The sequence below is a fragment of the Streptomyces platensis genome (assembly GCF_008704855.1).
GTDB lineage: Bacteria > Actinomycetota > Actinomycetes > Streptomycetales > Streptomycetaceae > Streptomyces > Streptomyces platensis.
On the sequence record NZ_CP023691.1, the window covers coordinates 5,202,276 to 5,224,937 of the forward strand.

The window sequence follows — 22,662 nt, forward strand, 5'->3', positions numbered from 1 at the left end:
ACAGCAGTGCAGCGGCGGTACTTGAGCCTGGCGGCGGCAATCGCCACCACCATGACACTGACTCTTACCGGCTGCGGCAGCGGCTCCGGTAGCGACGACGTCACCCTCAAACTGATCGCGGCGGACTACGGCGACAGCCGTGCCAACGGCTCCCAGCACTACTGGGACGAGCTCGCCCGCGCCTTCGAGGAGAAGAACCCCGGCATCAAGGTCGATGTCGAGGTCTACAGCTGGACCGACGTCGACAAGAAGGTCGAGGACCTGGTCAAGGACGGCCACGCCCCGGACCTCGCCCAGATAGGCGCCTACGCCGACTACGCGGCCAAGGGCCAGCTCTACAGCGCCGACCAGCTGCTCTCCATCCCCACCCAGGCCGACTTCACCCCCTCCCTCGCGGAGGCCGGCGAATACAAGCGGGTCCAGTACGGCATGCCGTTCGGCGCCAGCACCCGGCGGCTCTTCTACAACAAGAAGCTGTTCAGCCAGGCCGGCATCACCAGCCCGCCGGCCAGCTGGGACGACATCGCCCACGACGCCCAGCTGCTGAAGGCACGGGGCGTCAAGATGCCCTTCGCGCTGCCGCTCGGCCCGGAGGAGACCCAGGCCGAGACGATGCAGTGGATGCTCAGCGGTGGCGGCGGCTACACCGACAGCATCGGCAAGTACACGATCGACTCGCCGGAGAACGTCAAGGCCTTCAAGTGGCTGAAGGACGACCTCGTCGGCAAGGGCCTGACCGGGGTCGACCCCGCCAAGCTCAACCGCGAGGACGCCTTCGAGGGCTTCGCCGACGGCGAGGTCGGCATGCTCAACGGCCACCCCGCGCTGATGAAGCAGGCCGCGGCCAAGGGCATCGACTACGGCACGGTCGAGCTGCCCGGTGCCCACGGCAAGGCCAAGGCCACCATGGGCGTCGCCGACTGGATGATGGCCTTCAAGCAGGGGGGCCACCGCGCCCAGGCCGGCAAGTTCCTCGACTTCGTCTACAGCAAGAAGAACGTCGAGAAGTTCTCCGGCGAGTACGGCCTGCTGCCGGTGACCAGCGCCGCCTCCCAGGCGATGCTGGCCGACGACAAGTACGCCAAGTTCCACGGCTTCCTCAAGCAGCTCGCCGGCGCCGAGTTCTACCCCGCGAACAAGACCTCCTGGCCGCTGATCTCCAAGACCGTCAAGGCCAAGATGGGCGCCGCGGTCGGCCCGCGGGGCAACCCGTCCGGAGTGCTCACCGACATCCAGAACACCGCGGACACCGCGGACAGCGCCGCCGAATGACGCGGTGCGGGCGGGGGGACGGGTGGGCGTCCCGGAGCGATACGGGCGGGCAAACGGGCAGATGCGTCGGCTCGGCGCAGCCGGGGGACGGGCGGGCGTCCCGGACCCGGGCCGCCGCCGGGTGACCGGCCGGGCGTTGTCCGACCGTGCGCTTATCGTGGAAGCGTGATGACGGACGGGACGGCGGGTGCGGGCGGTCCGGGCGGCGAGCCCGGGGCCGTCGGGCGTGCCGCGGAGCTCTCCGCCCGGGACGAGGCGGTGCTCGCCGTCGAGCGCCGCTCCTGGCCGGGCCCCGGCCCCAAGGAGCGCGCCATCCGCGAACAGCTCGGCATCTCCCCGACCCGCTACTACCAACTCCTCAACGCCCTGCTGGACGACCCCCGCGCGCTCGCCCACGACCCCGTCACCGTCAACCGCCTGCGCCGTATACGGGACGCCCGCCGCGCCCGCCGCTGACCGGGGCGCCCCGGCCGCCGCCCCCGTGCGCCCGTACACCCCCGGCTGCCACCGGAGAGCTACCCCCGGCGCCCGCCGTGCGCCGGTAGGGTCGGCGCCATGGGCAGCCCCCCGAACGCCGCGTCGCCGGACCGGCCGACACCCGGACCCGTGCCGACCCCGCACACCCAGGCCGGCCGCGACGGTCTCGCCGCGCTGCTGGCACACCCGGAACGCACCGTCGTCGCCCTCGACTTCGACGGCACCCTCGCCGAGATCGTCCCCGACCCGGAGAAGGCCCGCGCCCATGAGGGCGCCGTCGCCGCCCTCGGCCGCCTGGTGCCCCGGCTGCGCGCCGCCGCGGTGATCACCGGCCGCCCGGCCACCGTCGCGGTCCGCCTCGGCGGCTTCGCGGACGTCCCCGGCCTGGACCACCTCACCGTCCTCGGCCACTACGGCGCCGAACGCTGGGAGGCCGCCACCGGCACCGTCCACGCGCCCGCCCCGCACCCCGGTGTCGCCGCCATACAGGCCGAACTCCCCGGCGTCCTGGACGCCTCCGGGGTCTGGCACGGCACCTGGATCGAGACCGCCATCGAGCGCAAGGGCGGCCGCGCCATCGCCGTGCACACCCGCCGCGCCACCGACCCCCAGGGCGCCTTCGACCAGCTGCGCGGCCCGCTCACCGCACTCGCCGAACGCCACGGCCTGATCGTCGAACCGGGCCGCCTCGTCCTGGAACTCCGCCCGCCCGGTATGGACAAGGGCGTCGCCCTCGCCGAATGGGTCCGCGAGACCGGCGCCGCCACCGTCCTCTACGCCGGCGACGACCTCGGCGACCTGGCCGCCTTCGCCGCCGTCGAAAAACTCCGCTCCGACGGCCTGACCGGCCTCCTGGTATGCAGCGGCAGCGCCGAGGTCGCCGAACTGGCCGAGCGCGCCGACCTGGTGGTCGACGGCCCGTCCGGCGTCGTCGGCCTCCTCGACGCCCTGGCGGCCCGGCTGGACGAGAACGAGGCGCACGGGGCATAGGCGGGGAGGCGGATCAGGCGGGCCGCGTACCCTCCTGAGCGTCCTCGCCCCGCAGCTCCCGCAGCTGGTCCAGGAACCACCGCGCGGGCGGCAGCGCGGTGGCCGCCGCGGCCAGCCGCTCGGTGCGTGCCGCGCGCTCGCCGTCGTCCATCGACAGCGCCTCGTGCAGCGCCTCGGCGGTGCCGACGACGTCGTACGGATTGACGGTCAGGGCATGTGCGCCGAGCTCCTCGTGCGCGCCCGCCTCCCGCGACAGCACCAGCGCGCAGCCGGCGTCCGACACCACCGGGATCTCCTTGGCGACCAGGTTCATACCGTCCCTGATCGGGTTGACCAGTGCCACGTCCGCGAGCCGGTAGGCGGCCAGCGAGCGGGCGAAATCGTCCTTGACGTGCAGCAGGACCGGCTGCCAACCCGCCGTCCCGTATTCGGCGTTGATGGCCTCGGCCACCCGCTGGACCTCGGCGGTGTAGTCGCGGTAGACGGCGAGATCCTGGCGCGAGGGATAGGCGAAGGCGAGGTGCACCACCCGCTCGCGCCACTCGGGGCGGTCGGCGAGCAGCTGCTGGTAGGCGAGCAGGCCGCGCACGATGTTCTTGGAGAGTTCCGTGCGATCCACACGGACGATGGTCCGGCGCCCCGGCCCGCCGATCTCGGTACGCAGTGCCGCCATCCGCTCCTCGACGTCGGGGCGGTGCGCGCGCTCACGCAGGAAGCGGGCGTCGGCGCCGAGGCCGTGCACACCGATCCAGGTCGTGTGCGCCTTGCGCTCCGGGACGAGCGCGACGATGCCGGGTGCCCCGTCCTCCGGCCGGACGCGCTCGCACTGCCCGCCGAGCCCGGTCTCGGCGCAGGCCACGAAGTTCTCGGCCCACCGCCGGGTGAGGAAGTTCGCCCGGTCGGCACCGAGAATGCCCAGCGTCAGCTTCCGCTGGATGTCGTCCGGCAGCATCGCGAAGTACTCGGCGGGAGCCCACGGCGTGTGGGAGAAGTGTGCGATGCGCAGGTCGGGGCGGCGCTCGCGGAGCATGCCGGGCACCAGCGCCAGGTGGTAGTCCTGCACGAGGACGGCCGCGCCGGGCGCCGCACCCTCGGCCAGCGCGTCGGCGAAGGCCGCGTTGTACGTCTCGTAGGCCGCCCACTGCGTCCGGAACTCCGCGTCGAAGACCGGTTCCAGCGGGGTCTGGTAGAGCATGTGGTGGACGAACCACAGCACCGAATTCGCGATGCTGTTGTAGGCGGCGGCATGTACCTCGGCCGGAATGTCCAGCATCCGGACACGCTGTCCACCCGTATCCCCCGGCTCCAGCACACCACCCGTCCGCCGCACGGCCTCCCGGTCCCCCTCCCCGAGCGCGGCACACACCCACACCGCGTCCGTCTCGGGCCCGATCGCCGACAGCCCCGACACCAGCCCGCCACCGCCCCGCTTGGCGGTCAGCGTCCCGTCCTCCTCCAGGCCATAGGACACCGGCCCGCGATTGGACGCGACAAGAACCTCAGCACCTGCTTGCACCGCACTGCGCTCGGAGACCATGTCGCGAAAGTAACCCGCCACAGATCCGCGCAAACGTACGGAAGTGGTCAAGGGGTCAAGAGGCGGGGTGGGCGGCGCGGCCGGCGCCCGGTGCGCTCACGCCGCCCGGCGGGCCGTGTACTCCGGGATTTCGGTCATCGGGGGGCGTTCCTCGGTGTCCACGTCCGTCGTGCGGGGGACGAAGCCCTCGTTGCCGCGGTCGAACTGGGTGAGGCGGGGGCGGACCAAGTGGCCGCGGGTCAGGCGTAGTTGGGCGGTGCGGTAGATCGCGGCGGCCATCCGGCCGAGGGCCTGGCCGTCCTGGTGGCGGTGTTTGCGTACGCCGACGTCCACCTGGGCGAGGGCGTCGAGGCCGACGGTGTGCAGGGAGTCGACGAGCAGGCCGAGCTCCACGCCGTAGCCGACCGGGAACGGCAGCCGCTCCAGGAGGGAGCGGCGGGCCGCGTACTCGCCGCCCAGGGGCTGGACGAAGCCGGCCAGCTGCGGCCAGTGGAGGTTGAGGAGCGGGCGGGCGACCAGCTCGGTGACCCGGCCGCCCTGGCCGGCCCCGGCCCCCTCGTCGCCGGTCTCCAGTGGACGGTCGTACATCGCCTTCACGAACTGGATGTCCGGGTCCGTCAGCAGCGGGCCGATGATCCCGGAGACGAAGGCGGCGGAGAATTCGCGCAGGTCGGCGTCGATGAAGCAGACGATGTCGCCGGTGGTGGCCAGGAGGGAGCGCCAGAGCACCTCGCCCTTGCCGGGCAGCGCGGGCAGCCGTGGCAGCACGCTGTCGCGGGGCACGACCCGGGCGCCGGCCGCCGCCGCGACCTCGGCGGTGCGGTCGGTGGAGCCGGAGTCCAGCACCACCAGCTCGTCGACGAGGGGAACGGCCTCGGTCATCAGCTCGGCACGGATCACCGCCACGATCGCCCCGACCGTGGCCTCCTCGTCGAGCGCGGGCAGCACGACACTGACCGTTCGGCCCGTCTGGCGCTTCGCCTCCAGCAGCTGCCCCAGGGGACGGTCAGCGGCGGACCAGGAGTGGCTGGTCAGCCAGCTCTCGACCTCTTCCAGCACGTCTACGACTCCTCGGTCGCCGCCGGAGGGCGGCCTGTGTGATCCATCTCGCGGTTCGGACGACTATCTCAACAGTCAGTGCCGTCGGTTACAGTCTTGAACAACGCGGATGACCGTCGCATGTCGGGGTCCGCGCCACAAACGCCTGGGTTTCGGCCCAGCGCCATACCGCTCATCCAGAGGGGCAGAGGGATACGGCCCGTTGAAGCCCCGGCAACCCTCCAGCCGGTCTTGCCGCCAGGACGCTGACGTCCCGCGCGCGTGAGGCTCCCGGCTAGGGAAGGTGCCAAATCCGTCTCGTGGCGAGATTCGCCGCGAGGAAGATGAGGAGAAAGGGCCTCGCCTCCATGGCTGTGCAAGTCACCGAAAACACCCCCACCGTCGCTCTGGGCCCCGCCGCAGCACTGTCCTGCCGCGAGTGCGGACAGCGTTTCGCGCTCGGCCCGATCTTCGCGTGCCAGGAATGTTTCGGGCCGCTCGAAGTCGCCTACGACCTGCCGAGCGGCGACCCCGAGGGCCTGCGGAAGCAGATCGAGGCCGGCCCGGACAACATCTGGCGCTACGCCCCGCTGCTGCCCGTCCCCACCGACGTGGCCGACAAGCCCAATCTCAACCCGGGCTTCACCAAGCTCGTGAAGGCCGACAATCTCGCCCGTGAGCTGGGCGTCACCGGCGGTCTGTACGTCAAGGACGACTCCGGCAACCCGACGCACTCCTTCAAGGACCGCGTCGTGGCGATCGCCGTCGAGGCCGCCCGCGCCTTCGGCTTCACCACCCTGTCCTGCTCCTCCACCGGCAACCTCGCCGGTGCGGTCGGCGCCGCGGCGCGCCGCGCCGGATTCGAGTCCTGCGTGTTCATCCCGCACGACCTGGAGGCCGGCAAGGTCGTGATGGCCGCGGTCTACGGCGGTGACCTGGTCGGCATCGAGGGCAACTACGACGACGTCAACCGCTTCTGCTCGGAGCTCATCGGCGACCCGCTGGGCGAGGGCTGGGGCTTCGTCAACGTCAATCTGCGGCCGTACTACGGCGAGGGTTCCAAGACGCTCGCGTACGAGATCTGCGAGCAGCTGGGCTGGCAGCTCCCGGACCAGATCGTCATCCCGATCGCGTCCGGCTCGCAGCTCACGAAGATCGACAAGGGGCTCAAGGAGCTGATCGCCCTCGGCCTGGTCGAGGACAAGCCGTACAAGATCTTCGGTGCCCAGGCGGAGGGCTGCTCGCCGGTGTCCACGGCCTTCAAGGCCGGCCACGATGTCGTCCGCCCGCAGAAGCCGGACACCATCGCCAAGTCGCTGGCGATCGGCAACCCCGCCGACGGGCCGTATGTGCTCGACATCGCGCGCCGTACGGGCGGTGCCGTGGAGGACGTCAACGACGCGCAGATCGTGGACGCGATCAAGCTGCTGGCCAGGACGGAAGGCATCTTCGCGGAGACCGCGGGCGGCGTGACCGTCGGCGTGACCAAGAAGCTGATCGAGGAGGGCGTCCTCGACCCGTCCCTGACCACCGTCGTACTGAACACGGGTGACGGCCTCAAGACACTCGACGCGGTCGCCCCCACCTCCGGGCCCACGGCGACGATCCGTCCGAACCTGGACGCGTTCCGCGCGGCCGGCCTGGCCCGCTGAGGCCGCCGGCCCGTCCGGCATCCGGCGGACGTGGCCGCGCCCAGCCCCCGAACTCGTACTCCGTACCCCTGGAAGGCAGAACCATGAGCGTCAAGGTCCGCATCCCCACCATCCTCCGCACGTACACCGGTGGCCAGGCCGAGGTCCCCGCCGAGGGCGCGACCCTCTCCGAGGTGATCGCCGACCTGGAGCAGAACCACCAGGGCATCGCGGCCCGTGTGCTGGACGACGCCGGCAAGCTGCGCCGCTTCGTGAACGTGTACGTCAACGATGACGATGTGCGCTTCGAGCAGGGCCTGGAGACGCCCACCCCGGACGGTGCGGGCATCTCGATCATCCCGGCGGTGGCCGGCGGCTGCTGATTTGCGCCAACTCTTCTCCTGCATGACCGGAATTGCCCCGTCCGCCAGAAAGCGGACGGGGCAATTCCATGTTGTGAAAGGAGATACCATTGGGGTGATCCCCCTCCGGATATCACCGTGCGCGTGCCGAACGCATATGTGTTCGCGATCAGTTGTGGCCAAAGTGTGGGCGGTATTTGTCGCCTAGGTGCCCTATGCCCGGCCCGACTTGCCCTGGAGAACTGGGATTTCGCCGCATATAGCCGATTCTCCGGCGCCGGAATTCTCGTCCGATTGACCTGTTGCTCTGGGCATCTGTGCAGATACATTCAGCGGCGGTCGACGCGTTCCGGCGCACACCCCACGGGCCTTTCGCGGGGTGAGGTCTGACCCGGGTCCGCGGAGTGCGGTCCTGCGCAAGGGCCAGTAATAGGGGAGTTAGGCATGGCTCAGGGCACCGTCAAGTGGTTCAACGCGGAGAAGGGGTACGGCTTCATCGCGGTCGACGGTGGTGCGGATGTTTTCGTCCACTACAGCGCGATCCAGATGGACGGCTACCGCACCCTTGAGGAGGGTCAGCGGGTCGAGTTCGAGATCTCGCAGGGCCAGAAGGGGCCGCAGGCGGACATGGTCCGGGTGGCCGGCTGAGGCGCCGACCGACTGCTGCGTGAGGAAGGCCCGTACCCCTGAGGGGGGTACGGGCCTTCGGCTGTTTGCGGGGCGGGGCTGCGGGGTGGGCGGGTCGCGCGGGGGCGGGGTGCGTGCGGCCCACTTGTCACCCCTAGGAGGAGGGCGCCTTCGTGGCCGCCTCGTGCCCGCCCGCCGCCCAACCGCACCCTCCGGGCGGCTTGCACTCTCCTACCCCGAGTGCTAATCATTGCGTTAGCACTCTCCCAGTGAGAGTGACAAAGAAGGACCGGGTCGGCGAGGCCCGCGGATCGGTGGGGCAAGGAACCACACAGGTCTGCAGGTCGTCCGTCGCGGGCGCCAGCGCGGTCCGGAGCAATCCACCCCAGTCCGGGAGGACCACTTCACATGGCCAAGATCATCGCGTTCGACGAGGAGGCACGGCGCGGTCTCGAGCGCGGGATGAACCAGCTCGCCGACGCCGTCAAGGTCACCCTCGGCCCCAAGGGCCGTAACGTCGTCCTCGAGAAGAAGTGGGGCGCCCCCACGATCACCAACGATGGTGTTTCCATCGCCAAGGAGATCGAGCTCGAGGACCCGTACGAGAAGATCGGCGCCGAGCTGGTCAAGGAGGTCGCGAAGAAGACGGACGACGTCGCCGGTGACGGCACGACGACCGCGACCGTCCTGGCCCAGGCCCTGGTCCGCGAGGGCCTGCGCAACGTCGCCGCCGGCGCCAACCCGATGGCCCTCAAGCGCGGTATCGAGAAGGCCGTCGAGGCCGTCTCCGCCGCCCTGCTGGAGCAGGCCAAGGACGTGGAGACCAAGGAGCAGATCGCTTCGACCGCCTCCATCTCCGCCGCTGACACCCAGATCGGCGAGCTCATCGCCGAGGCCATGGACAAGGTCGGCAAGGAAGGCGTCATCACCGTCGAGGAGTCCCAGACCTTCGGTCTGGAGCTGGAACTCACCGAGGGTATGCGCTTCGACAAGGGCTACATCTCGGCGTACTTCGCCACTGACATGGAGCGTATGGAGGCGTCGCTCGACGACCCGTACATCCTCATCGTCAACTCCAAGATCGGCAGCGTGAAGGACCTGCTGCCGCTCCTGGAGAAGGTCATGCAGTCCGGCAAGCCGCTGCTGATCATCGCCGAGGACGTCGAGGGCGAGGCCCTGTCGACCCTGGTCGTCAACAAGATCCGTGGCACCTTCAAGTCCGTCGCCGTCAAGGCCCCGGGCTTCGGTGACCGCCGCAAGGCCATGCTCGGCGACATCGCCATCCTCACCGGTGGCACCGTCATCTCCGAGGAGGTCGGCCTCAAGCTGGAGAACGCCGGTCTCGAACTGCTCGGCCGCGCCCGCAAGGTCGTCATCACCAAGGACGAGACCACCATCGTCGACGGTGCCGGTGACAGCGAGCAGGTCCAGGGCCGCGTCAACCAGATCCGCGCCGAGATCGAGAACAGCGACTCGGACTACGACCGCGAGAAGCTCCAGGAGCGTCTGGCGAAGCTGGCCGGCGGCGTGGCCGTCATCAAGGCCGGTGCCGCCACCGAGGTCGAGCTCAAGGAGCGCAAGCACCGCATCGAGGACGCCGTTCGCAACGCGAAGGCGGCCGTCGAGGAGGGCATCGTCGCCGGCGGTGGCGTCGCCCTGCTCCAGGCCTCCCAGGTCTTCGAGAAGCTGGAGCTCGAGGGTGACGAGGCGACCGGCGCCAACGCCGTGAAGCTCGCCCTGGAGGCCCCGCTCAAGCAGATCTCCGTCAACGGCGGCCTTGAGGGCGGCGTTGTGGTGGAGAAGGTGCGCAACCTGCCCATCGGCCACGGTCTGAACGCCGCGACCGGTGAGTACGTCGACATGATCGCCGAGGGCATCATCGACCCGGCCAAGGTCACGCGCTCCGCGCTCCAGAACGCCGCCTCCATCGCGGCGCTCTTCCTCACCACCGAGGCCGTCATCGCCGACAAGCCGGAGAAGGCCGCCGCGGCGGGCGCTCCGGGCGGCATGCCGGGCGGTGACATGGACTTCTGATCCTCCGGATCAGACGCTGATCCTCCCGGATCACACGTCCACACGTACGCCGGGGCGGCACCCTCCTTCCAGGGGGGTGCCGCCCCGGCGGCGTTGGTGCGCCGTGGTTGCCTCACCGCGGATTGCGTACCGCGGATTGCGTATCGCGGGCTGCTCGCCGTGGACTGCCTACCGCGGATCGTTCGCCGCGTCGGAGTCGGCGGCGTCCGCCGCCTTCTCGGCCTCGTCGAGCTTCTTCAGCATCTGCTTCTCCTCGTCGGCGGACGAGCCGGATGAGCCGGATGAGCCGGATGAGCCGGAGGTGGCGGGGGAGGCCGGGTCCTGTGGTGCCGCGGACCCGTCACCGGCCGAGGCCCCGGACGGCGACTGACCGCCGGTCGATCCCGAGCATCCGGTGACGGCCAGCACGGGCAGCGCGACCGCCGCCGTCAGCAGCAGCGCGGCGCGTCGGGAGCGCCTCATGAGCCGCTGTTCTCCGGGGCGTTGTCCTGCTTCTTCTCCTGGCCGTGGTCCTTCTGCTTCGCGCACCAGGCCGCGACCTCCTTGAGCTCGGCGCGCTGCCGCACGAGGGCGGGCCGCCGTGCCTTGCGCGTGGTCAGCCGGTCCTGGAGGAACGTGGCGATCTCGTCGTGCTTCTTGGCGCGGGCGTTCTTCAGCCGCTTCTCCAGACGCGCGAGGGAGCCACGGGTCTGCTCGTCGCCGTCGATCCGCTTGATCGCGCGCGCCAGGCGCTGGTCCACCTTGGAGACGCGGGAGCAGAGGCCGCCGCCGTGGTGGTTCCGGTCGGCGGAGGAGGACGAAGAGGCGGCCGGGGCGTCGTTCCCGGCCGCGTTCGCCGGTGCCGCCGTGGTCAGCAGGGATCCGGCGAGCGCGAGCCCGGCGAGGGCTCCGGTCAGGGGGGCCTTGGGACGCTGCATGGTGATGCTCCCTTTCTCAAGACGATGGGCACGGCCGCGTCCGCACCAAGGGGAGTACGGCGGACCGGCCGTCTGCCGGAGAAGGTAGGAGCCGTCTTTGTGGAGACCTTGTGATTCGGGGCAGGTCCGGCCGGGGGCGCGGGCGGAGGCACAGGGAAACCACAAAGAGGGCTTCTACGCTCGCAGCCGTACAGAACCGCACCGGTCGAACCCCCAGGAGACACAGTGGAATGCGGTGGTGTCCTCATGTCGGACGAGCGCTCCCGTACGGGCCTCCCGTCGCCCATCCGGGGCGGCCGCGGCCCGTCGGACGGGACCTGCGGCGAGGGGCCGCTGCGCACTCTCGTGCCCAATGAACTCCGGCTGCCGCTGAGTGGCTGGCTGCTGCGCATCGCCCGTGGGTCCGCGGGCCGGCCGGCTCTGGAGGTGCACAGCGCGGCCGGTCTGCTCGATGTGTCCGTCCTGAGCACGCTCAGTGTCTCCCCGCTGCGGGGCGCCCGGCACAGCGGCCGTGCGGCGGCGCGCTGGTCGTTGGCGTGGGGCCAACTGCCGCCCGGCGCCGACCTCGTCGAGGTCGACTTCCGGGGATGGCGCCGCGGGGTGCGAGTACAGGCGTTCACGGTCGCCGAGGGTTTCTGGGTCGCCGAGACCGGCGGCCGGTTCCGCACGGTGACGTGCTCGGCGGGCACGACCCGGGTGACGACACGGCTGGCCAGGGCGCCCCGGGCGCGGGACGGGGGACCGGACGCCGAGTGAGGGCGGCCGGGCGCTGCGGTCGGTTACGGTCGCGACGGGCCGGCGTCGGTCTGGGGCTGGTCCCTAGGGCCGGTCATGGCCGCCGTGGCAACTACGGCCGGTCCGGGCCCGGGAAGTCGCTCAACCAGTCGCGGCGCAGCGGGAGTTCCATGGTGCGGGTGTCGTCGGTGTCCGTGTCGCCGAGCCGGGGCAGCCGTATCTCGAAACGGGCACCGGGCCCCTCCAAACGGTCCGATATCCGCACCGTGCCGCGGTGCAGGGCCATCTGCTGGGCCACCAGCGTCAGCCCCAGCCCCGAGCCGGGACTGTCCGTACGCCGGCTGAACCGCTGGAAGACCCGCTCACGCTCCTGCGGCGCGATGCCCGGACCGTCATCGTCCACGGTCAGCACGGCGACCGGGTCCGCCGGCCGGCCGCTCGGCCGCAACGCCACCCCGGCCCGTACGGGGGCGCCCGGCCGGCCCCCGTGCACCACCGCGTTGCGGAGCAGGTTGTCGACCGCCATCCGCAGGCCCGGTTCCCAGGCGTGCACCCGCAGGCCCGGGGGTGAGGTGGCTGGTGAGCCGGGCTTCGGGATGGTGCCGCTGTACGTCGGCCACCGCCACCGCGACGACCTCGGAGAGATCCACGACGGTGAATGCGTCGGCCTCCACCAAGTCGCCCTGGGCGAGGGCCCGGAGCGCGATCAGCAGCCCCATCAGCCGGGTGTGCCCGGTGTGCAGATCGTCGAGGATCTCCGCGCGGTCGGCCGGGGAGAGCTCCGGATGATCGGTGAGGATGTCCAGATTGGTCTGCATGCCCATCAGGGGCGTGCGCAGTTCGTGCGAGGCCGTCGCGGCGAAGGACCGGGCGGTGGCCAGCGCCTCCTGGGTGCGGGTCGCCTGCTCGTCGTAGCGGGCGAGGACGGTTTGCAGGGTGTGGGCCAGATCGTCGACTTCGGTGACCCGCGAACGGCTGTGGTCCAGCCGGACCGCGCTGGTCCCGGGGTCCAGACCGGCGGCCCGGCGCTGTAGCCGGCGCAGCGGCAGGGTGGCCCGCTCGGCGATGGCCAGCGAGAGCAGCCCGGCGAGCGGTGCGGCGATCAACGCCACCAGGAGGATGCGGTTCTGGACGGTGTCGATCTCGGCGTTCCCGGCCGACCCCGGTGAGAACACCCATAGCCTGCCCTGCGGAGCGCTCGTCTTGGCGCTGCGGACCTGCACGGACAGCGCCCGCCAGGCGCGGTGCCCGGCCCGTACCGTCACCGGGTCGAACGCGGCGGACGGCAGCAGCACGGCGTCGTCCGGCTGTGGGCCGGCCTCGGCGACCACCCGGCCTGGCTGCTGCGTCGCCGTCGTGCCAATTCCGGCCGGGGCGTTGCGGGGACCGGAGGTGCCGGGGCCGGAGGTGCCCTGACCGGAGGTGCCCTGACCGGAGGTGCCCTGACCGGAGGTGCCCTGACCGGAGGTGCCCTGACCGGAGGTGCCCTGACCGGAGGTGCCCTGACCGGAGGTGCGTGTCGGCGGGGCCAGGTCCGCGGCCTTGCCGCCGTCGCCGTTGGACTTGCTGTCGGCGGTGAGCCGGACCCCCACGTCGAGTCCCGCGTCGAGCAGCCGCCGTTCGTGGTTCGCCGTCTTCCTGGGCCGGCCGGTGCCCTCGACCTGAAGCAGGCCTCTGGCCAGCGGCAGCAGGACCGCAGCCCGTTCCCGCAGATGGGCGTCCTGTGCGCGGTGCACGTCATGGGCGACCAGACGCAGCAGCAGCGCTCCGGAAGCCAGAACCAGCAGCGGAACGGCGACGCCCATGGCGACGGCGATCCGGGTCGAGAGCCTCATCGCGCGGCCGCCGTCCCGGGGGCACGCAGGACGAAGCCGACGCCGCGGACCGTGTGCACGATCCGCGGCCGGCCACCGGCCTCCAGTTTGCGGCGCAGGTAGCTGACGAAGGTGTCGACGGCATCGGTGCGCACCGCGAAGTCATAGCCCCAGACCCGGTCCAGGAGCTGATCACGGGTCAGGACCACGTCCACGTTGCGGACCAGCACCTCCAGCAGTTCGAACTCCCGCCGGGTCAGGCTGACCGGCGCACCCCCGTACGTCACCTCCCGCGCCGCCGGAGCCAGCTCCAGGTCACCGATGCGCACCGTGTCCGAGGCGCCGGGCGGGCGGCGGCGCAGCAGCGCCTGGAGCCGCAGCACCAGTTCCTTCAGCGCGAACGGCTTGACCAGATAGTCGTCCGCACCGGCCTGAAGCCCCGCGACCCGGTCCTCCAGCTCATCCAGCGCGGACAGCATCAGCACGGGCACCTCGTCCCCGTCGGCCCGCAGCTTGCGGCAGATGTCGGTGCCGCTGAGGCCCGGGAGGGAGACATCGAGCACGACCACATCGGGGGGCCTGGTGGCCAGTTCAGTGAGGGCGGCCGTGCCGTTCTCGGCGAGGGCGACATCGAAGCCGTTCAGCCGAAGGCCGCGGCCGAGCGACCGCAGGATCACCGGGTCGTCGTCGACGACCAGGACTCGTTCGAGGCGCTTCGCCGCGCACATTTCAAGGCTCCGCTTCTGGTCCGTGTCAGATGCCGACCGTACGGTCCCGGCCATACGGCGCCATGGCCGGGACCGGGCCCGAGATCGGGGTCGGGGCCGGGACCGGGAATGGCGCCGCTCGGTCCGGGCCCGGCCGTGGCCGTTCGCCGTTCATCCGCTCGCTCCGCAGTTGTTGCAGGACCATCGTCCGTGGGGTCCTTGGACGACGGGGCCGCCGCAGCGTGTGCAGTTCACTTCCGATGCCGTCCCGGTTCGCTGGCAACGCGGGGCCGGTGCCCCTGACGAGGTGCGGCCGAGCACCGACGGTAGGCAGCGAACTTGTGGTTTCTCTGTGGTCGGGATCGGCATCGGATCGGGGTCGGGGTCGCGGGTGGGGGTGGGGTCAGGGGTGGGCGGCCGGGTGCCGGGCCGGCGGGAGCAGATGCATCAGTGCGTCCCGGCGCCGCCCGGTGCACCGAGTGCGGTCGGGCTGCTCGTGGTGGTCGGGTCGGGCGCTGCGGCTGCGGCTGCGGCTGTGGCGGTGGCGGTGGCGGTGGCGGTAGCGGGGGTGCCGTCAGGGTCTGCGTTCAGTTCCGTCCGCAGCTGCTTGCTGAAGCCGAAGAAGTAGGTGGCGAGGAAGCCGACGAGGTAGCCGACGGCCAGGCCCAGGGCGTAGACGACGAGGGTGGTGGCGAGCGGCTGATTGCCCTTGACCAGGGGGAACAGGGCCCAGCCGGAGGGGCCGATGGCGGTGGAGCCGACGGCGTCGCCGAGTTGGTTGAAGAGGCCGACGAAGGCGCCACCGGCCGCGCCGCCCAGGCAGGCGGTGATGAACGGGCGGCCCAGGGGGAGCGAGACGCCGTAGATCAGGGGTTCGCCGACGCCCAGGAAGCCTGCGGGGAGGGCGGACTTGATGGTTCTGCGGATCGAGCGATTGTGGGGCAGGCGGAGGTAGACGGCGATCGCGGCGCCGACCTGGCCCGCGCCGGCCATGGCGAGGATCGGGAGCAGGACCGTGTAGCCCTGCTGCTCGATGAGGGTGGTGTGCAGCGGGATGAGGGCCTGGTGGAGGCCCAGCATGACGAGGGGGAGGAAGAGGCCGCCCAGGACGAGGCCGGCGAATGCGCCGCCGTGGGCCAGCAGCCAGTTGGCGCCCGTGCCGATCGCGGTGGCGGCCTCGCCCGCGACGAACATCAGGCCGAAGAGCGTGACCAGGCCCGTGACCAGGACCGTAACGGTGGGGGTGAGCAGGACGTCCAGCGCCTCGGGGACGGCCTTGCGGCACCGCTTCTCCACCTGGACGGCGAGCAGCGCCGCGGCCAGTGCGCCGAGTACCCCGCCCTGGCCGGGGGAGAGGTGCTGGCCGAAGGCGGTGATGTGGGTGACGCCGGGGAAGACGATGACGGCGGCGACCGCGCCGCCGAGAATCGGGGTGCCGCCGAATTCCTTGGCGGTGTTGTAGCCGACGAAGACGGCGATGAGGGACATGAAGCCGGAGGCCATGGCCGCGAGGGCGGGGACGACGGACGGCAGCTGACCGAGGTTGGTCAGCAGGCCGTTGATGCCGGCGATGATGCCGCAGCCGATCAGGGCCGGGATCAGCGGGACGAAGATATTGGCGATCCGGCGGAGGAACAGCTTCACGGGGGTGGCGTTCCGCGACTTCTGCCGGGCCTTGAGGGCGGCACCTTGGGCGGCCAGGTCGTCGGCGGTGGCGGGTGCGTCGGAGGCGGGGGCACCAGCGGTCGTGAGTGGTGTCGGACCCGGGGCCGGGGCCGGGGTCGGTGCCGGGGGCGCCCCGGCAGGGGCCGTCGTCGGCGTGGGTGCGGCGGCCGCCGCTTCCGCGGCCGGTGGGGTGTCTCGGGACTGTGCCACCAGGTGCTCGAATTCCGGGGTGACCCGGGCGACCGTCCCGGGGCCCAGCACGATCTGGTACGTGTCGTCCTCGACCACGCCCATGACCGCCGGCAGGGCCCTGAGGGCCTCGTCCTGGACCAGGGAGCGGTCCTGGATGCCTAGGCGGAGCCGGGTCATGCAGTGGGCGATGGAGGTGAGGTTTCCGGCGCCGCCGACGAGAGGGAGGAGCGCGGCAGCGATGGCGCGGTTCTTGTCTTCGGGCATGTGCGGTGCCTTGCTGTGCGGACAAGCGAGGGGAGGGAGTCGGAGGCCGTACGGGCCTGACGAGCGGGCAGTAGTGGGGGCTCAGTGGTCCTTGGCGGCCTGGAGTGCGGCGCGGAGGTGGCCGTCGGCGGCGTCGAGGAGGTGGGCGGCGGTGGGGGCGTCGACTCCGCCGAGGAGGGTGAGGATGGCGTTCTTCACCTCGCCGTCTGTGCTGCGGAGCGCGGTCTCGATCTCCTGGTCGGAAGCGCCGGTGGCGAGCGCGACGATACGGCGCGAGCGGGCCCGCAGCTTCTCGTTGGAGGCGCGGACGTCGACCATCAGATTCCCGTAGGTCTTGCCCAGCCGGATCATGGTGATGGTCGAGAGCATATTGAGCACCAGCTTCTGGGCGGTGCCCGCCTTGAGCCGGGTGGAGCCGGTCAGCAGCTCGGGGCCGACCACGACCTCGATGCCGTGCTCGGCGGCCGAGGCCAGCGCCGAATCGGCGTTGCAGGACAGGCCGATGGTCAGCGCGCCCAGGGCGCGGGCATGCTCGACGGCCCCGATCGCATAGGGCGTACGGCCGGAGGCCGAGATGCCGACGACGGTGTCCAGGTCGGTCAGGCCGATCGCGCTCAGATCCTCGATCGCGAACTTCTTGCTGTCCTCGGCGCCCTCGACGGCGGTGACCATCGCGGACGGGCCGCCCGCGATCAGCCCGAGCACCTCGGACGGGTCGGTGTTGAAGGTCGGCGGGCACTCACTGGCGTCCAGCACCCCGAGACGGCCGGCCGTGCCGGCGCCGGCGTAGATCAACCGGCCGCCGCGGGCCATCCGGGCGGCGGTGGCGTCGATGGCGGCGGCGATCTCCGGGAGCCGCCGGGCGACGGCGGCGGGGACGGTGGCGTCCTCGTCGTTCATCGTGCGGGCGATGTCCAGGGTGGGGCGGCGGTCGATCTCGGCGAGCTCGGGCCGGTACGCCTCGGTGGTGAGGGTGTCCAACTGGGCGCGCAGATGGTCGTGGTCGGCGGTGGAGGTCATGGCGTGGCGACTCTCTTCGGTCGGGCTCGTGGGGGGCCGTAGTTTTTCGGCTGCCCCGCCGCCGGTCGCCGTCGTGTCCACCCGGGCCTCCCGTTGGCACGGAGGCCCACAACGGCGCGGCGGTGCGAGGTCAGCGCTGGTTGTTGCGCGGCGAGTGGCGGTGGGCCAGGGCCTCGTACGAGGCGGACAGCGCGGGGGCCGCGGTCTCGTACGTACGCTGCGCGACACCTATGAACAGGCAGTCCACGACCAGCAGCTGACTCGTCCGGGACGACATCGCGGCCGGGCGCAGCTCGCTCTCGCGGGCCGTGGACGTGGTCAGGATGTGGTCGGCGTAGGAGGCGATGTCGCCGTCCGGGCGGCCGGTGATGGCGATCGTCGTCGCGCCGTGGTCGAAGGCCACCCGCAGGGGCTCTATGACATCGGTGGTCCGTCCGGAGTGCGTGATGGCGATGGCGACATCGCCGGTGCGCATCTGCACGGCGTTCGTCACGGCCAGATGCGGGTCCGCGTGCGCATGCGCGATCAGGCCGATGCGCAGCAGCTTCTGGACGAGGTCCTGGCCGACGAGGTTGGAGGCCCCTATGCCGTACACATCGATACGGCGGGCACCGGCGAGCGCGGCGACGGCGGCTTCGAGCTGGGTGACGTCCAGCGCGGCGGCCGTGTCGGCCAGGCACTGCTGCTCTTCCTGCGCCAGCTTCGCGACGACATCGACGAGGGAATCATCGACCGCTATGTCCGCGGTCACCGCGGGCGCGCCGCCGGCCGCCTGCTGCGCGGCGAGCGCCGCGAGCGCGAGGCGCAGATCGCGATAGCCCGGGTAGCCGAGCAGCCGGGAGGTCCGCACGACGGTGGCCTCGCTGGTGCCCGTGCGCTCCGCGAGGCCGGTGACGGTGAGGGCGGCGCAGCCGGCCGGGTCGCTCGCGACGGTCTCGGCGACCCGCTGCATGGAGCGGGTCATCGTCGGCGCGAGGGTGCGGACCTTGGCGGCCAGCGCCGCGGGGACGGGTGGGGCCGGGGCCGGTCGGGTCTCGACGGGCACGTCCTTGAAAGTTTCCTTCACGCTACTGCTCACGCTTGAAAAGTAATTTCATCGACCGCTCGGCGTCAATACCCTCTGTGAGTGCTGTGGACAGAGCGGAGAGGCCGCGGCGGGGCTGTGGACAACTCCGCTCGGCGGTCGGCGGCCGGGAGACAATGGGGGGCATGGAGATGGAACAGGCATTGCACGCCGCGCGGGCGCTGGTGCTCGCCGACCTGATGGCGGACAAGGTGGCCGACGCCGACATCGTCTCGCTCGTGGAGGATGCGGTCGTCCACCGCCGGTGGTGGGTGGAGCAATGGCCTGAAGGCGCGGCATTCGTCGCAGGACTCATAGCGCAGGACGTCCAGGACGCCCTCCTGGACCGCTACGGCCGCTGGCCGCTGTGCCCCGTGTGCACGGAGTCGGGGGATCCCCATGCGCTCGATGTCGAACCGGAGTTGGGCACCGATCCGCACTGGGTCTGCCCCAAGACAGCTGTCGCGGTGGCCCGGGTCGGCCGGCTCGGCACCCCGATGGAAGGCTGAGGTGGTTGATGGTGCGGCGGGCTGACGTGGCGATCCGGCCGGAGCGCTGAGGTGGCGATCTATATCGATCCGCCCACCTGGCCGGGCCACGGGCGGATGTGGTCGCATCTGGTCAGCGACCACTCCTTCGACGAACTGCACGCCTTCGCGGCGCGGCTCGGCGCGCCCCGGCGGGCGTTCGAACGCGACCACTACGACCTGCCGGCGGAGCGGTACGGCGACGCGGTGCGCGCCGGGGCCCTGGAGATCGGCTCCAAGGAACTGGTGCGCCGGCTGACCGCGGCCGGTCTGCGCCGCCCCAAGCACCGGCCGGCACCCCGTACGGCCCGCCGCGGCGCGTCGTAGCGACGGCGCGGCGGCGGTCCCCCGCACGATGGGCCTGACCGTGCGCCGCACCGAAAGGGGACAGCTATGTCAGCCAGCGAAGGCGGACAACCGGCCACCGACCTCGACCCGAACTACAGCAGCGCGGACGCCACGGCGACCGCCTGGCCCGCGGCCGTCGGCGGAATGACCGAGGCCGAGATCTTCTGGCTCACCACCGTCCGGCCCGACGGCCGCCCGCATGTCACCCCGCTGCTCGCCGTCTGGTCGGACGATGCGCTGCACTTCTGCACCGGCCCCGAGGAACGCAAGGCCAAGAACCTCGCCACCAACGCGCACTGTGTGCTGACGACCTCGACGGCCGGCGGCAACGACCTGCACGCCGGGCTCGATGTGGTCGTCGAGGGCGAGGCGGTGCCGGTGCGCGACGAGCCCACGCTGCGCCGGCTGGCCGATCTGTACGGCGAGAAGTACGGCAGCGACTGGCACTTCGACGTCCGCGACGGCGCGTTCTACGGGGAGGGCAACCGGGCCGTGGTCTTCCGGGTCGAGCCGGTCACGGCCTTCGGGTTCGGCCGGGGCGAGACCTACAGCCAGACGCGGTGGACCTTCGACGGCGGGGCCTGAACAACCGGGCGCGGCGCCCTCCCACGAGGTTCAGCGGTGCCCCGCCGCCCCCGTTGCCTTGGCGGAATCCACCGGCTGCGCTGCTGCTGTCACCTGCGTAGTGGGCGTGGCGGCGGCCGACGAGGCGATCAGCCGGGACTGGTTCGTCGCGCGGTGCAGCCGGAACGCGAAGGCCGTGGTGACCACGGCCCCCGCCGCCAGCGCGGCGCCGGTCCAGGCCACGGACGGGTAGCCCCAGCCCGCGCCGATGGCCAGCCCGCCGAGCCAGGGGCCGAGGGTGTTGCCGATGTTGAACGCGGCGGTGGTGGTCGCGCCGGCCAGCGTCGGCGCGGCGTTCGCCACGTTGAACATCCGGGCGTTGAGCGCCGGGGCCGTGGTGAACGCGGTCACCCCGAGCATCAGGGAGAGCGCGACGGCGGCGACCGGGCTGTGCGCGGTCAGCGCCAGGACGGCCAGCACGGCGGTGGACGCGGCGATGCCGCCGAACAGCGTCCCGAAGAGGTGTGCGTCGGCGATCCGGCCGCCGATGAACGTACCCGTCAGCGCGCCGACGCCGAAGAGGGCGAGCACCGTCGGCACCCAGCTCTCGGCGAGGCCGGCGGTGTCGGTCAGCAGCGGCGAGAGGTACGAGAAGAGCGCGAAGACCGCGGCGCCGTTCAGGGCCGTCGCGGTCAGGGCCAGCCACACCTGCTTGTCCTTGTAGATGGTCAGCTCACGGCGCAGCTGCGGGCGGTCCTCGCCGGTGGGCACGGCCGTCCGCGGCACCAGCGCGATCACACCGAGCAGGCCGATCGCGGCCAGACCGGCCACGGCCCAGAAGGCGGCGCGCCAGCCGGCGTGCTGGCCGAGCAGTGCGCCTGCCGGGACGCCGGCAATGTTGGCGATGCTCAGGCCGCCGACCATCACGGCCATCGCGCGGGCCCGCGCGGTCACCGGCACCAGTGAGACCGCTACCGCTGCGCCGACCGCCCAGAAGCCGGCGCAGGCCAGGGCACTCAGGATGCGCGAGACGAACAGCACGCCGTAAGAGGGGGCCAGCGCGCCCGCCACCTGGCCGAGGCCGAACACCGCGAGCAGCGCGATCAGTGTCGTCCGCCGTGGGAGCCGCAGCGTTGCGGCGGCCAGAACCGGGGCGCCGACCACCATGCCGACCGCGAAGGCGGAGACCAGCAGCCCGGCCTGCGGAATGGAGACATCCAGGTCGCGGGCCAGTGGCTGGAGGATGCCGGACAGCATGAACTCGGACGTACCGAGCGCAAAGACGGACAGGCCGAGGACGTACACGGCAATGGGCAGGCGGGCGCGGTCGGGATGAGCGGGCATGTCAGCTACTAACAGCGGTAGGACGCCTTACATTCCCGTCTCGGCGGGGTCTTTGTACGGCGTTGCCGGTGGCTGCGGGCGCGCGGTGTTGGTGGCTGGGGTGGGTGCGGGTTGCCGTGGGCTGGCCGCCGGTTCGCCTACGGCTTGTGGGTGGTGGGGTCGGAGGGGACGCCCGGTAAGCCGTCCTCGGCGCGGGCGACGCGGGTCCCAGAGGTTGGAAGCCCCGTTGTTCGCTCCGGGTCCTGCGGGCGGCTCACCGGGCATCCCCTCCGCCCTCCGTCTGTGCGCGGCTGTCCCGCCGTACCGATGACCGTTACGGCAAGGCAGCGGGACCTCTTGGCAGGCACCTGGTCCCCGCAGCTTGGGCGCGGGCCGAGGCGGGCCGTAAGGCGCGGTGCCACCGTCCGGCAGTCGGCAACGGGGGACGGTCGGAGGGGATGTACCGGGGCCCGCCCGCAGGACCGGAGCAAACACCGGGGCAATCAACCCATGGACCCGCGTCGCCCGCGCCGAGGACGGGTCGCGGTGCGTCCCCTCCGGCCCCCGCGGCAACCACAGACCCCGCAACGGCGCCAGCCCAGACGCACCCGCACCGAAAGCACATGACGGATCGGCCGCGCCACGCAGGGGCGCGGGGAACTGCGCGCCCAGCCCCAACGCACCCGCAGACACACACGAGCCCCCAAGGCCCAAGCCCCCTACGCCCCCCGCAACAAATCCAGCTCCGTAGCGAGGTTGCGGCGAGCAGTGTGTTCCCAGAGGTCGTACCCGCGCGGGGTGCGGAAGAGGCGGGGCAGGGAGAGGAGTTGGGTCAGAACGGCGGAACGCCCGGCCGTGAAGTCGGGGTCGGGAACGAAGGCGTACTCGTCGCGGACCGCAGCGGCGTAGGCGGCGTACTGGTCGGGGGCCCCGGCGAGCACCGCGAGATCCGCGTCGCAGAGCACCTCGCCGTCGGGGTCGTCGGGCGCCGGGTCATGGGTGACGGTGAGCCGCACCAGCCGGGCGACCTCGGCCGTGCGGGCCGCGCCGATGCCCAGTTCGGGCAGCGCGCGCTCGGCGAGGGCCGCGCTGCGCTCCTCGTTCTCGGAGCGGTCCGGGCGGTAGACCGCGTCGTGGAACCAGGCCGCCAACTGGACGGTGGGCAAGTCATCCGCGTGCTCGGCCAGTTCGTCGATGCGCAGCAGGACCGCGGCCAGATGGTCGACGGTGTGGTAGCGGCGCTGCGGTTCGCGCCAACGGGACAGGAGGTTGTCCGCGTACGGGGCCGGGTCGGGGGCCGTGGGGTTCTTGGTGCCGCGGGCCGCGGTGACGGTGTCGGCCCAGCGCTGCCGCAGCTCCGGCGCCGGGTCGGTGGTGTCTGCCGTACGGGGCACGGGGTTCATGCCAGCCATTGTGCCTCGCACCCGGCGGAATCCGGGGCGGAGGGTGAGGCCCGGTCAGGTTTGCGGACGGCCCAGGCGAGAGCAGGAGGGGGCGGCGATCGTCCAGGGGCTTCAGGCGGCCGGAGCGGCCGGCGGCCGCCGGGCGGTCGTGC

General features: G+C 71.8%; 23 protein-coding genes and 1 riboswitch. Of the genes, 11 read left to right on the forward strand and 12 right to left on the reverse strand.

Going from position 1 to position 22,662, the window contains the following annotated elements:
- Positions 1-6: 6 nt before the first annotated feature.
- The 3 genes from CP981_RS23115 to otsB all read left to right on the forward strand — a co-directional run bounded on the left by CP981_RS23115 (position 7) and on the right by otsB (position 2,739).
- A complete protein-coding gene (locus CP981_RS23115) occupies positions 7-1,272 on the forward strand; it encodes an ABC transporter substrate-binding protein (RefSeq protein ID WP_085926964.1) in 1,266 nt (421 codons plus the stop codon).
- Between the two features lie 168 nt (positions 1,273-1,440).
- Positions 1,441-1,728 carry a DUF3263 domain-containing protein gene (locus CP981_RS23120; RefSeq protein ID WP_085926963.1) on the forward strand — a complete coding sequence of 96 codons (288 nt, stop codon included), beginning with the start codon at positions 1,441-1,443 and terminating at the stop codon, positions 1,726-1,728.
- Positions 1,729-1,827: 99 nt separating this feature from the next.
- Positions 1,828-2,739 (forward strand): trehalose-phosphatase, encoded by a 912-nt coding sequence (gene otsB / locus CP981_RS23125; RefSeq protein ID WP_085926962.1) that lies wholly within the window; start codon positions 1,828-1,830, stop codon positions 2,737-2,739.
- 13 nt (positions 2,740-2,752) lie between these two features.
- Here the strand turns inward: otsB and CP981_RS23130 are convergent, their stop codons facing one another.
- Together CP981_RS23130 and CP981_RS23135 are read right to left on the reverse strand one after the other, a co-directional pair.
- A complete protein-coding gene (locus tag CP981_RS23130) occupies positions 2,753-4,276 on the reverse strand; it encodes an alpha,alpha-trehalose-phosphate synthase (UDP-forming) (RefSeq protein WP_085926961.1) in 1,524 nt (507 codons plus the stop codon).
- Positions 4,277-4,372: 96 nt separating this feature from the next.
- Entirely contained in the window at positions 4,373-5,335 is a 963-nt protein-coding gene (locus CP981_RS23135; protein ID WP_085926960.1) for a glucosyl-3-phosphoglycerate synthase, read from the reverse strand.
- Positions 5,336-5,504: 169 nt separating this feature from the next.
- Positions 5,505-5,665: riboswitch (SAM riboswitch) on the forward strand.
- Positions 5,666-5,682: 17 nt separating this feature from the next.
- Here CP981_RS23135 and thrC point away from each other — a divergent pair.
- From thrC to groL, 4 genes are all read left to right on the forward strand, one after another.
- On the forward strand, positions 5,683-6,966 hold the full coding sequence (thrC, locus tag CP981_RS23140) for a threonine synthase (RefSeq protein ID WP_085926959.1): 1,284 nt from the start codon (positions 5,683-5,685) through the stop codon (positions 6,964-6,966).
- Between the two features lie 83 nt (positions 6,967-7,049).
- Entirely contained in the window at positions 7,050-7,328 is a 279-nt protein-coding gene (locus CP981_RS23145) for a MoaD/ThiS family protein (protein WP_018089727.1), read from the forward strand.
- A 423-nt stretch (positions 7,329-7,751) separates the two neighbouring features.
- On the forward strand, positions 7,752-7,955 hold the full coding sequence (locus CP981_RS23150; RefSeq protein ID WP_003986833.1) for a cold-shock protein: 204 nt from the start codon (positions 7,752-7,754) through the stop codon (positions 7,953-7,955).
- 387 nt (positions 7,956-8,342) lie between these two features.
- Entirely contained in the window at positions 8,343-9,968 is a 1,626-nt protein-coding gene (groL, locus tag CP981_RS23155) for a chaperonin GroEL (protein WP_085926958.1), read from the forward strand.
- Between the two features lie 168 nt (positions 9,969-10,136).
- Here groL and CP981_RS23160 read toward each other — a convergent pair whose 3' ends face one another.
- Together CP981_RS23160 and CP981_RS23165 are read right to left on the reverse strand one after the other, a co-directional pair.
- Positions 10,137-10,430 carry a hypothetical protein gene (locus CP981_RS23160; RefSeq protein ID WP_085926957.1) on the reverse strand — a complete coding sequence of 98 codons (294 nt, stop codon included), beginning with the start codon at positions 10,428-10,430 and terminating at the stop codon, positions 10,137-10,139.
- Complete coding sequence (locus tag CP981_RS23165; RefSeq protein ID WP_085926956.1) at positions 10,427-10,885, reverse strand: hypothetical protein; 459 nt, start codon at positions 10,883-10,885, stop codon at positions 10,427-10,429. The genes CP981_RS23160 and CP981_RS23165 overlap by 4 nt, the downstream gene beginning before the upstream one ends.
- Before the next feature lie 246 nt (positions 10,886-11,131).
- Between CP981_RS23165 and CP981_RS23170 the strand changes: the two genes are divergently transcribed.
- Entirely contained in the window at positions 11,132-11,641 is a 510-nt protein-coding gene (locus CP981_RS23170) for a hypothetical protein (RefSeq protein WP_085926955.1), read from the forward strand.
- 91 nt (positions 11,642-11,732) lie between these two features.
- On the opposite strand, the gene CP981_RS38770 is transcribed toward CP981_RS23170, so the two are convergent.
- The 6 genes from CP981_RS38770 to CP981_RS23195 all read right to left on the reverse strand — a co-directional run bounded on the left by CP981_RS38770 (position 11,733) and on the right by CP981_RS23195 (position 18,360).
- Positions 11,733-12,116 carry a sensor histidine kinase gene (locus tag CP981_RS38770; protein ID WP_244330066.1) on the reverse strand — a complete coding sequence of 128 codons (384 nt, stop codon included), beginning with the start codon at positions 12,114-12,116 and terminating at the stop codon, positions 11,733-11,735.
- On the reverse strand, positions 12,013-13,455 hold the full coding sequence (locus CP981_RS23175; RefSeq protein ID WP_244329760.1) for an ATP-binding protein: 1,443 nt from the start codon (positions 13,453-13,455) through the stop codon (positions 12,013-12,015). The genes CP981_RS38770 and CP981_RS23175 overlap by 104 nt, the downstream gene beginning before the upstream one ends.
- Positions 13,452-14,162 (reverse strand): response regulator transcription factor, encoded by a 711-nt coding sequence (locus CP981_RS23180; protein WP_085926954.1) that lies wholly within the window; start codon positions 14,160-14,162, stop codon positions 13,452-13,454. Before CP981_RS23180 ends, CP981_RS23175 begins: the two co-directional genes overlap by 4 nt.
- A gap of 426 nt (positions 14,163-14,588) precedes the next feature.
- Complete coding sequence (locus CP981_RS23185; protein ID WP_085926292.1) at positions 14,589-16,262, reverse strand: PTS transporter subunit EIIC; 1,674 nt, start codon at positions 16,260-16,262, stop codon at positions 14,589-14,591.
- A gap of 81 nt (positions 16,263-16,343) precedes the next feature.
- Positions 16,344-17,282 (reverse strand): N-acetylmuramic acid 6-phosphate etherase, encoded by a 939-nt coding sequence (gene murQ / locus CP981_RS23190; RefSeq protein WP_085926291.1) that lies wholly within the window; start codon positions 17,280-17,282, stop codon positions 16,344-16,346.
- A gap of 130 nt (positions 17,283-17,412) precedes the next feature.
- Complete coding sequence (locus tag CP981_RS23195; protein ID WP_425282152.1) at positions 17,413-18,360, reverse strand: MurR/RpiR family transcriptional regulator; 948 nt, start codon at positions 18,358-18,360, stop codon at positions 17,413-17,415.
- Positions 18,361-18,491: 131 nt separating this feature from the next.
- Here CP981_RS23195 and CP981_RS23200 point away from each other — a divergent pair, with 131 nt between their 5' ends.
- The 3 genes from CP981_RS23200 (at position 18,492) to CP981_RS23210 (ending at position 19,805) form a co-directional block, all read left to right on the forward strand.
- Entirely contained in the window at positions 18,492-18,854 is a 363-nt protein-coding gene (locus CP981_RS23200; RefSeq protein WP_085926290.1) for a hypothetical protein, read from the forward strand.
- 51 nt (positions 18,855-18,905) lie between these two features.
- Positions 18,906-19,199 carry a DUF4031 domain-containing protein gene (locus CP981_RS23205; protein ID WP_085926289.1) on the forward strand — a complete coding sequence of 98 codons (294 nt, stop codon included), beginning with the start codon at positions 18,906-18,908 and terminating at the stop codon, positions 19,197-19,199.
- 66 nt (positions 19,200-19,265) lie between these two features.
- On the forward strand, positions 19,266-19,805 hold the full coding sequence (locus tag CP981_RS23210; RefSeq protein ID WP_085926288.1) for a pyridoxamine 5'-phosphate oxidase family protein: 540 nt from the start codon (positions 19,266-19,268) through the stop codon (positions 19,803-19,805).
- A 30-nt stretch (positions 19,806-19,835) separates the two neighbouring features.
- Here the strand turns inward: CP981_RS23210 and CP981_RS23215 are convergent, their stop codons facing one another.
- The gene (locus tag CP981_RS23215) at positions 19,836-21,128 is read right to left on the reverse strand and encodes a Cmx/CmrA family chloramphenicol efflux MFS transporter (RefSeq protein WP_085926287.1); all 1,293 of its coding nucleotides are present in this window, start codon (positions 21,126-21,128) and stop codon (positions 19,836-19,838) included.
- A 698-nt stretch (positions 21,129-21,826) separates the two neighbouring features.
- Entirely contained in the window at positions 21,827-22,510 is a 684-nt protein-coding gene (locus tag CP981_RS23220; protein WP_085926286.1) for an HD domain-containing protein, read from the reverse strand.
- Positions 22,511-22,662 lie beyond the last annotated feature (152 nt).

Coding starts and splice junctions, on each gene's coding strand:
- CP981_RS23120 (WP_085926963.1), top strand. CDS start 1,441: ATGACGGACGGGACGGCGGGTGCGGGCGGTCCGGGCGGCGAGCCCGGG.
- otsB (WP_085926962.1), top strand. CDS start 1,828: ATGGGCAGCCCCCCGAACGCCGCGTCGCCGGACCGGCCGACACCCGGA.
- CP981_RS23130 (WP_085926961.1), bottom strand. CDS start 4,276: ATGGTCTCCGAGCGCAGTGCGGTGCAAGCAGGTGCTGAGGTTCTTGTC.
- thrC (WP_085926959.1), top strand. CDS start 5,683: ATGGCTGTGCAAGTCACCGAAAACACCCCCACCGTCGCTCTGGGCCCC.
- CP981_RS23145 (WP_018089727.1), top strand. CDS start 7,050: ATGAGCGTCAAGGTCCGCATCCCCACCATCCTCCGCACGTACACCGGT.
- CP981_RS23150 (WP_003986833.1), top strand. CDS start 7,752: ATGGCTCAGGGCACCGTCAAGTGGTTCAACGCGGAGAAGGGGTACGGC.
- groL (WP_085926958.1), top strand. CDS start 8,343: ATGGCCAAGATCATCGCGTTCGACGAGGAGGCACGGCGCGGTCTCGAG.
- CP981_RS23160 (WP_085926957.1), bottom strand. CDS start 10,430: ATGAGGCGCTCCCGACGCGCCGCGCTGCTGCTGACGGCGGCGGTCGCG.
- CP981_RS23165 (WP_085926956.1), bottom strand. CDS start 10,885: ATGCAGCGTCCCAAGGCCCCCCTGACCGGAGCCCTCGCCGGGCTCGCG.
- CP981_RS23170 (WP_085926955.1), top strand. CDS start 11,132: ATGTCGGACGAGCGCTCCCGTACGGGCCTCCCGTCGCCCATCCGGGGC.
- CP981_RS23175 (WP_244329760.1), bottom strand. CDS start 13,455: ATGAGGCTCTCGACCCGGATCGCCGTCGCCATGGGCGTCGCCGTTCCG.
- CP981_RS23180 (WP_085926954.1), bottom strand. CDS start 14,162: ATGTGCGCGGCGAAGCGCCTCGAACGAGTCCTGGTCGTCGACGACGAC.
- CP981_RS23185 (WP_085926292.1), bottom strand. CDS start 16,262: ATGCCCGAAGACAAGAACCGCGCCATCGCTGCCGCGCTCCTCCCTCTC.
- murQ (WP_085926291.1), bottom strand. CDS start 17,282: ATGACCTCCACCGCCGACCACGACCATCTGCGCGCCCAGTTGGACACC.
- CP981_RS23200 (WP_085926290.1), top strand. CDS start 18,492: ATGGAGATGGAACAGGCATTGCACGCCGCGCGGGCGCTGGTGCTCGCC.
- CP981_RS23210 (WP_085926288.1), top strand. CDS start 19,266: ATGTCAGCCAGCGAAGGCGGACAACCGGCCACCGACCTCGACCCGAAC.
- CP981_RS23215 (WP_085926287.1), bottom strand. CDS start 21,128: ATGCCCGCTCATCCCGACCGCGCCCGCCTGCCCATTGCCGTGTACGTC.
- CP981_RS23220 (WP_085926286.1), bottom strand. CDS start 22,510: ATGAACCCCGTGCCCCGTACGGCAGACACCACCGACCCGGCGCCGGAG.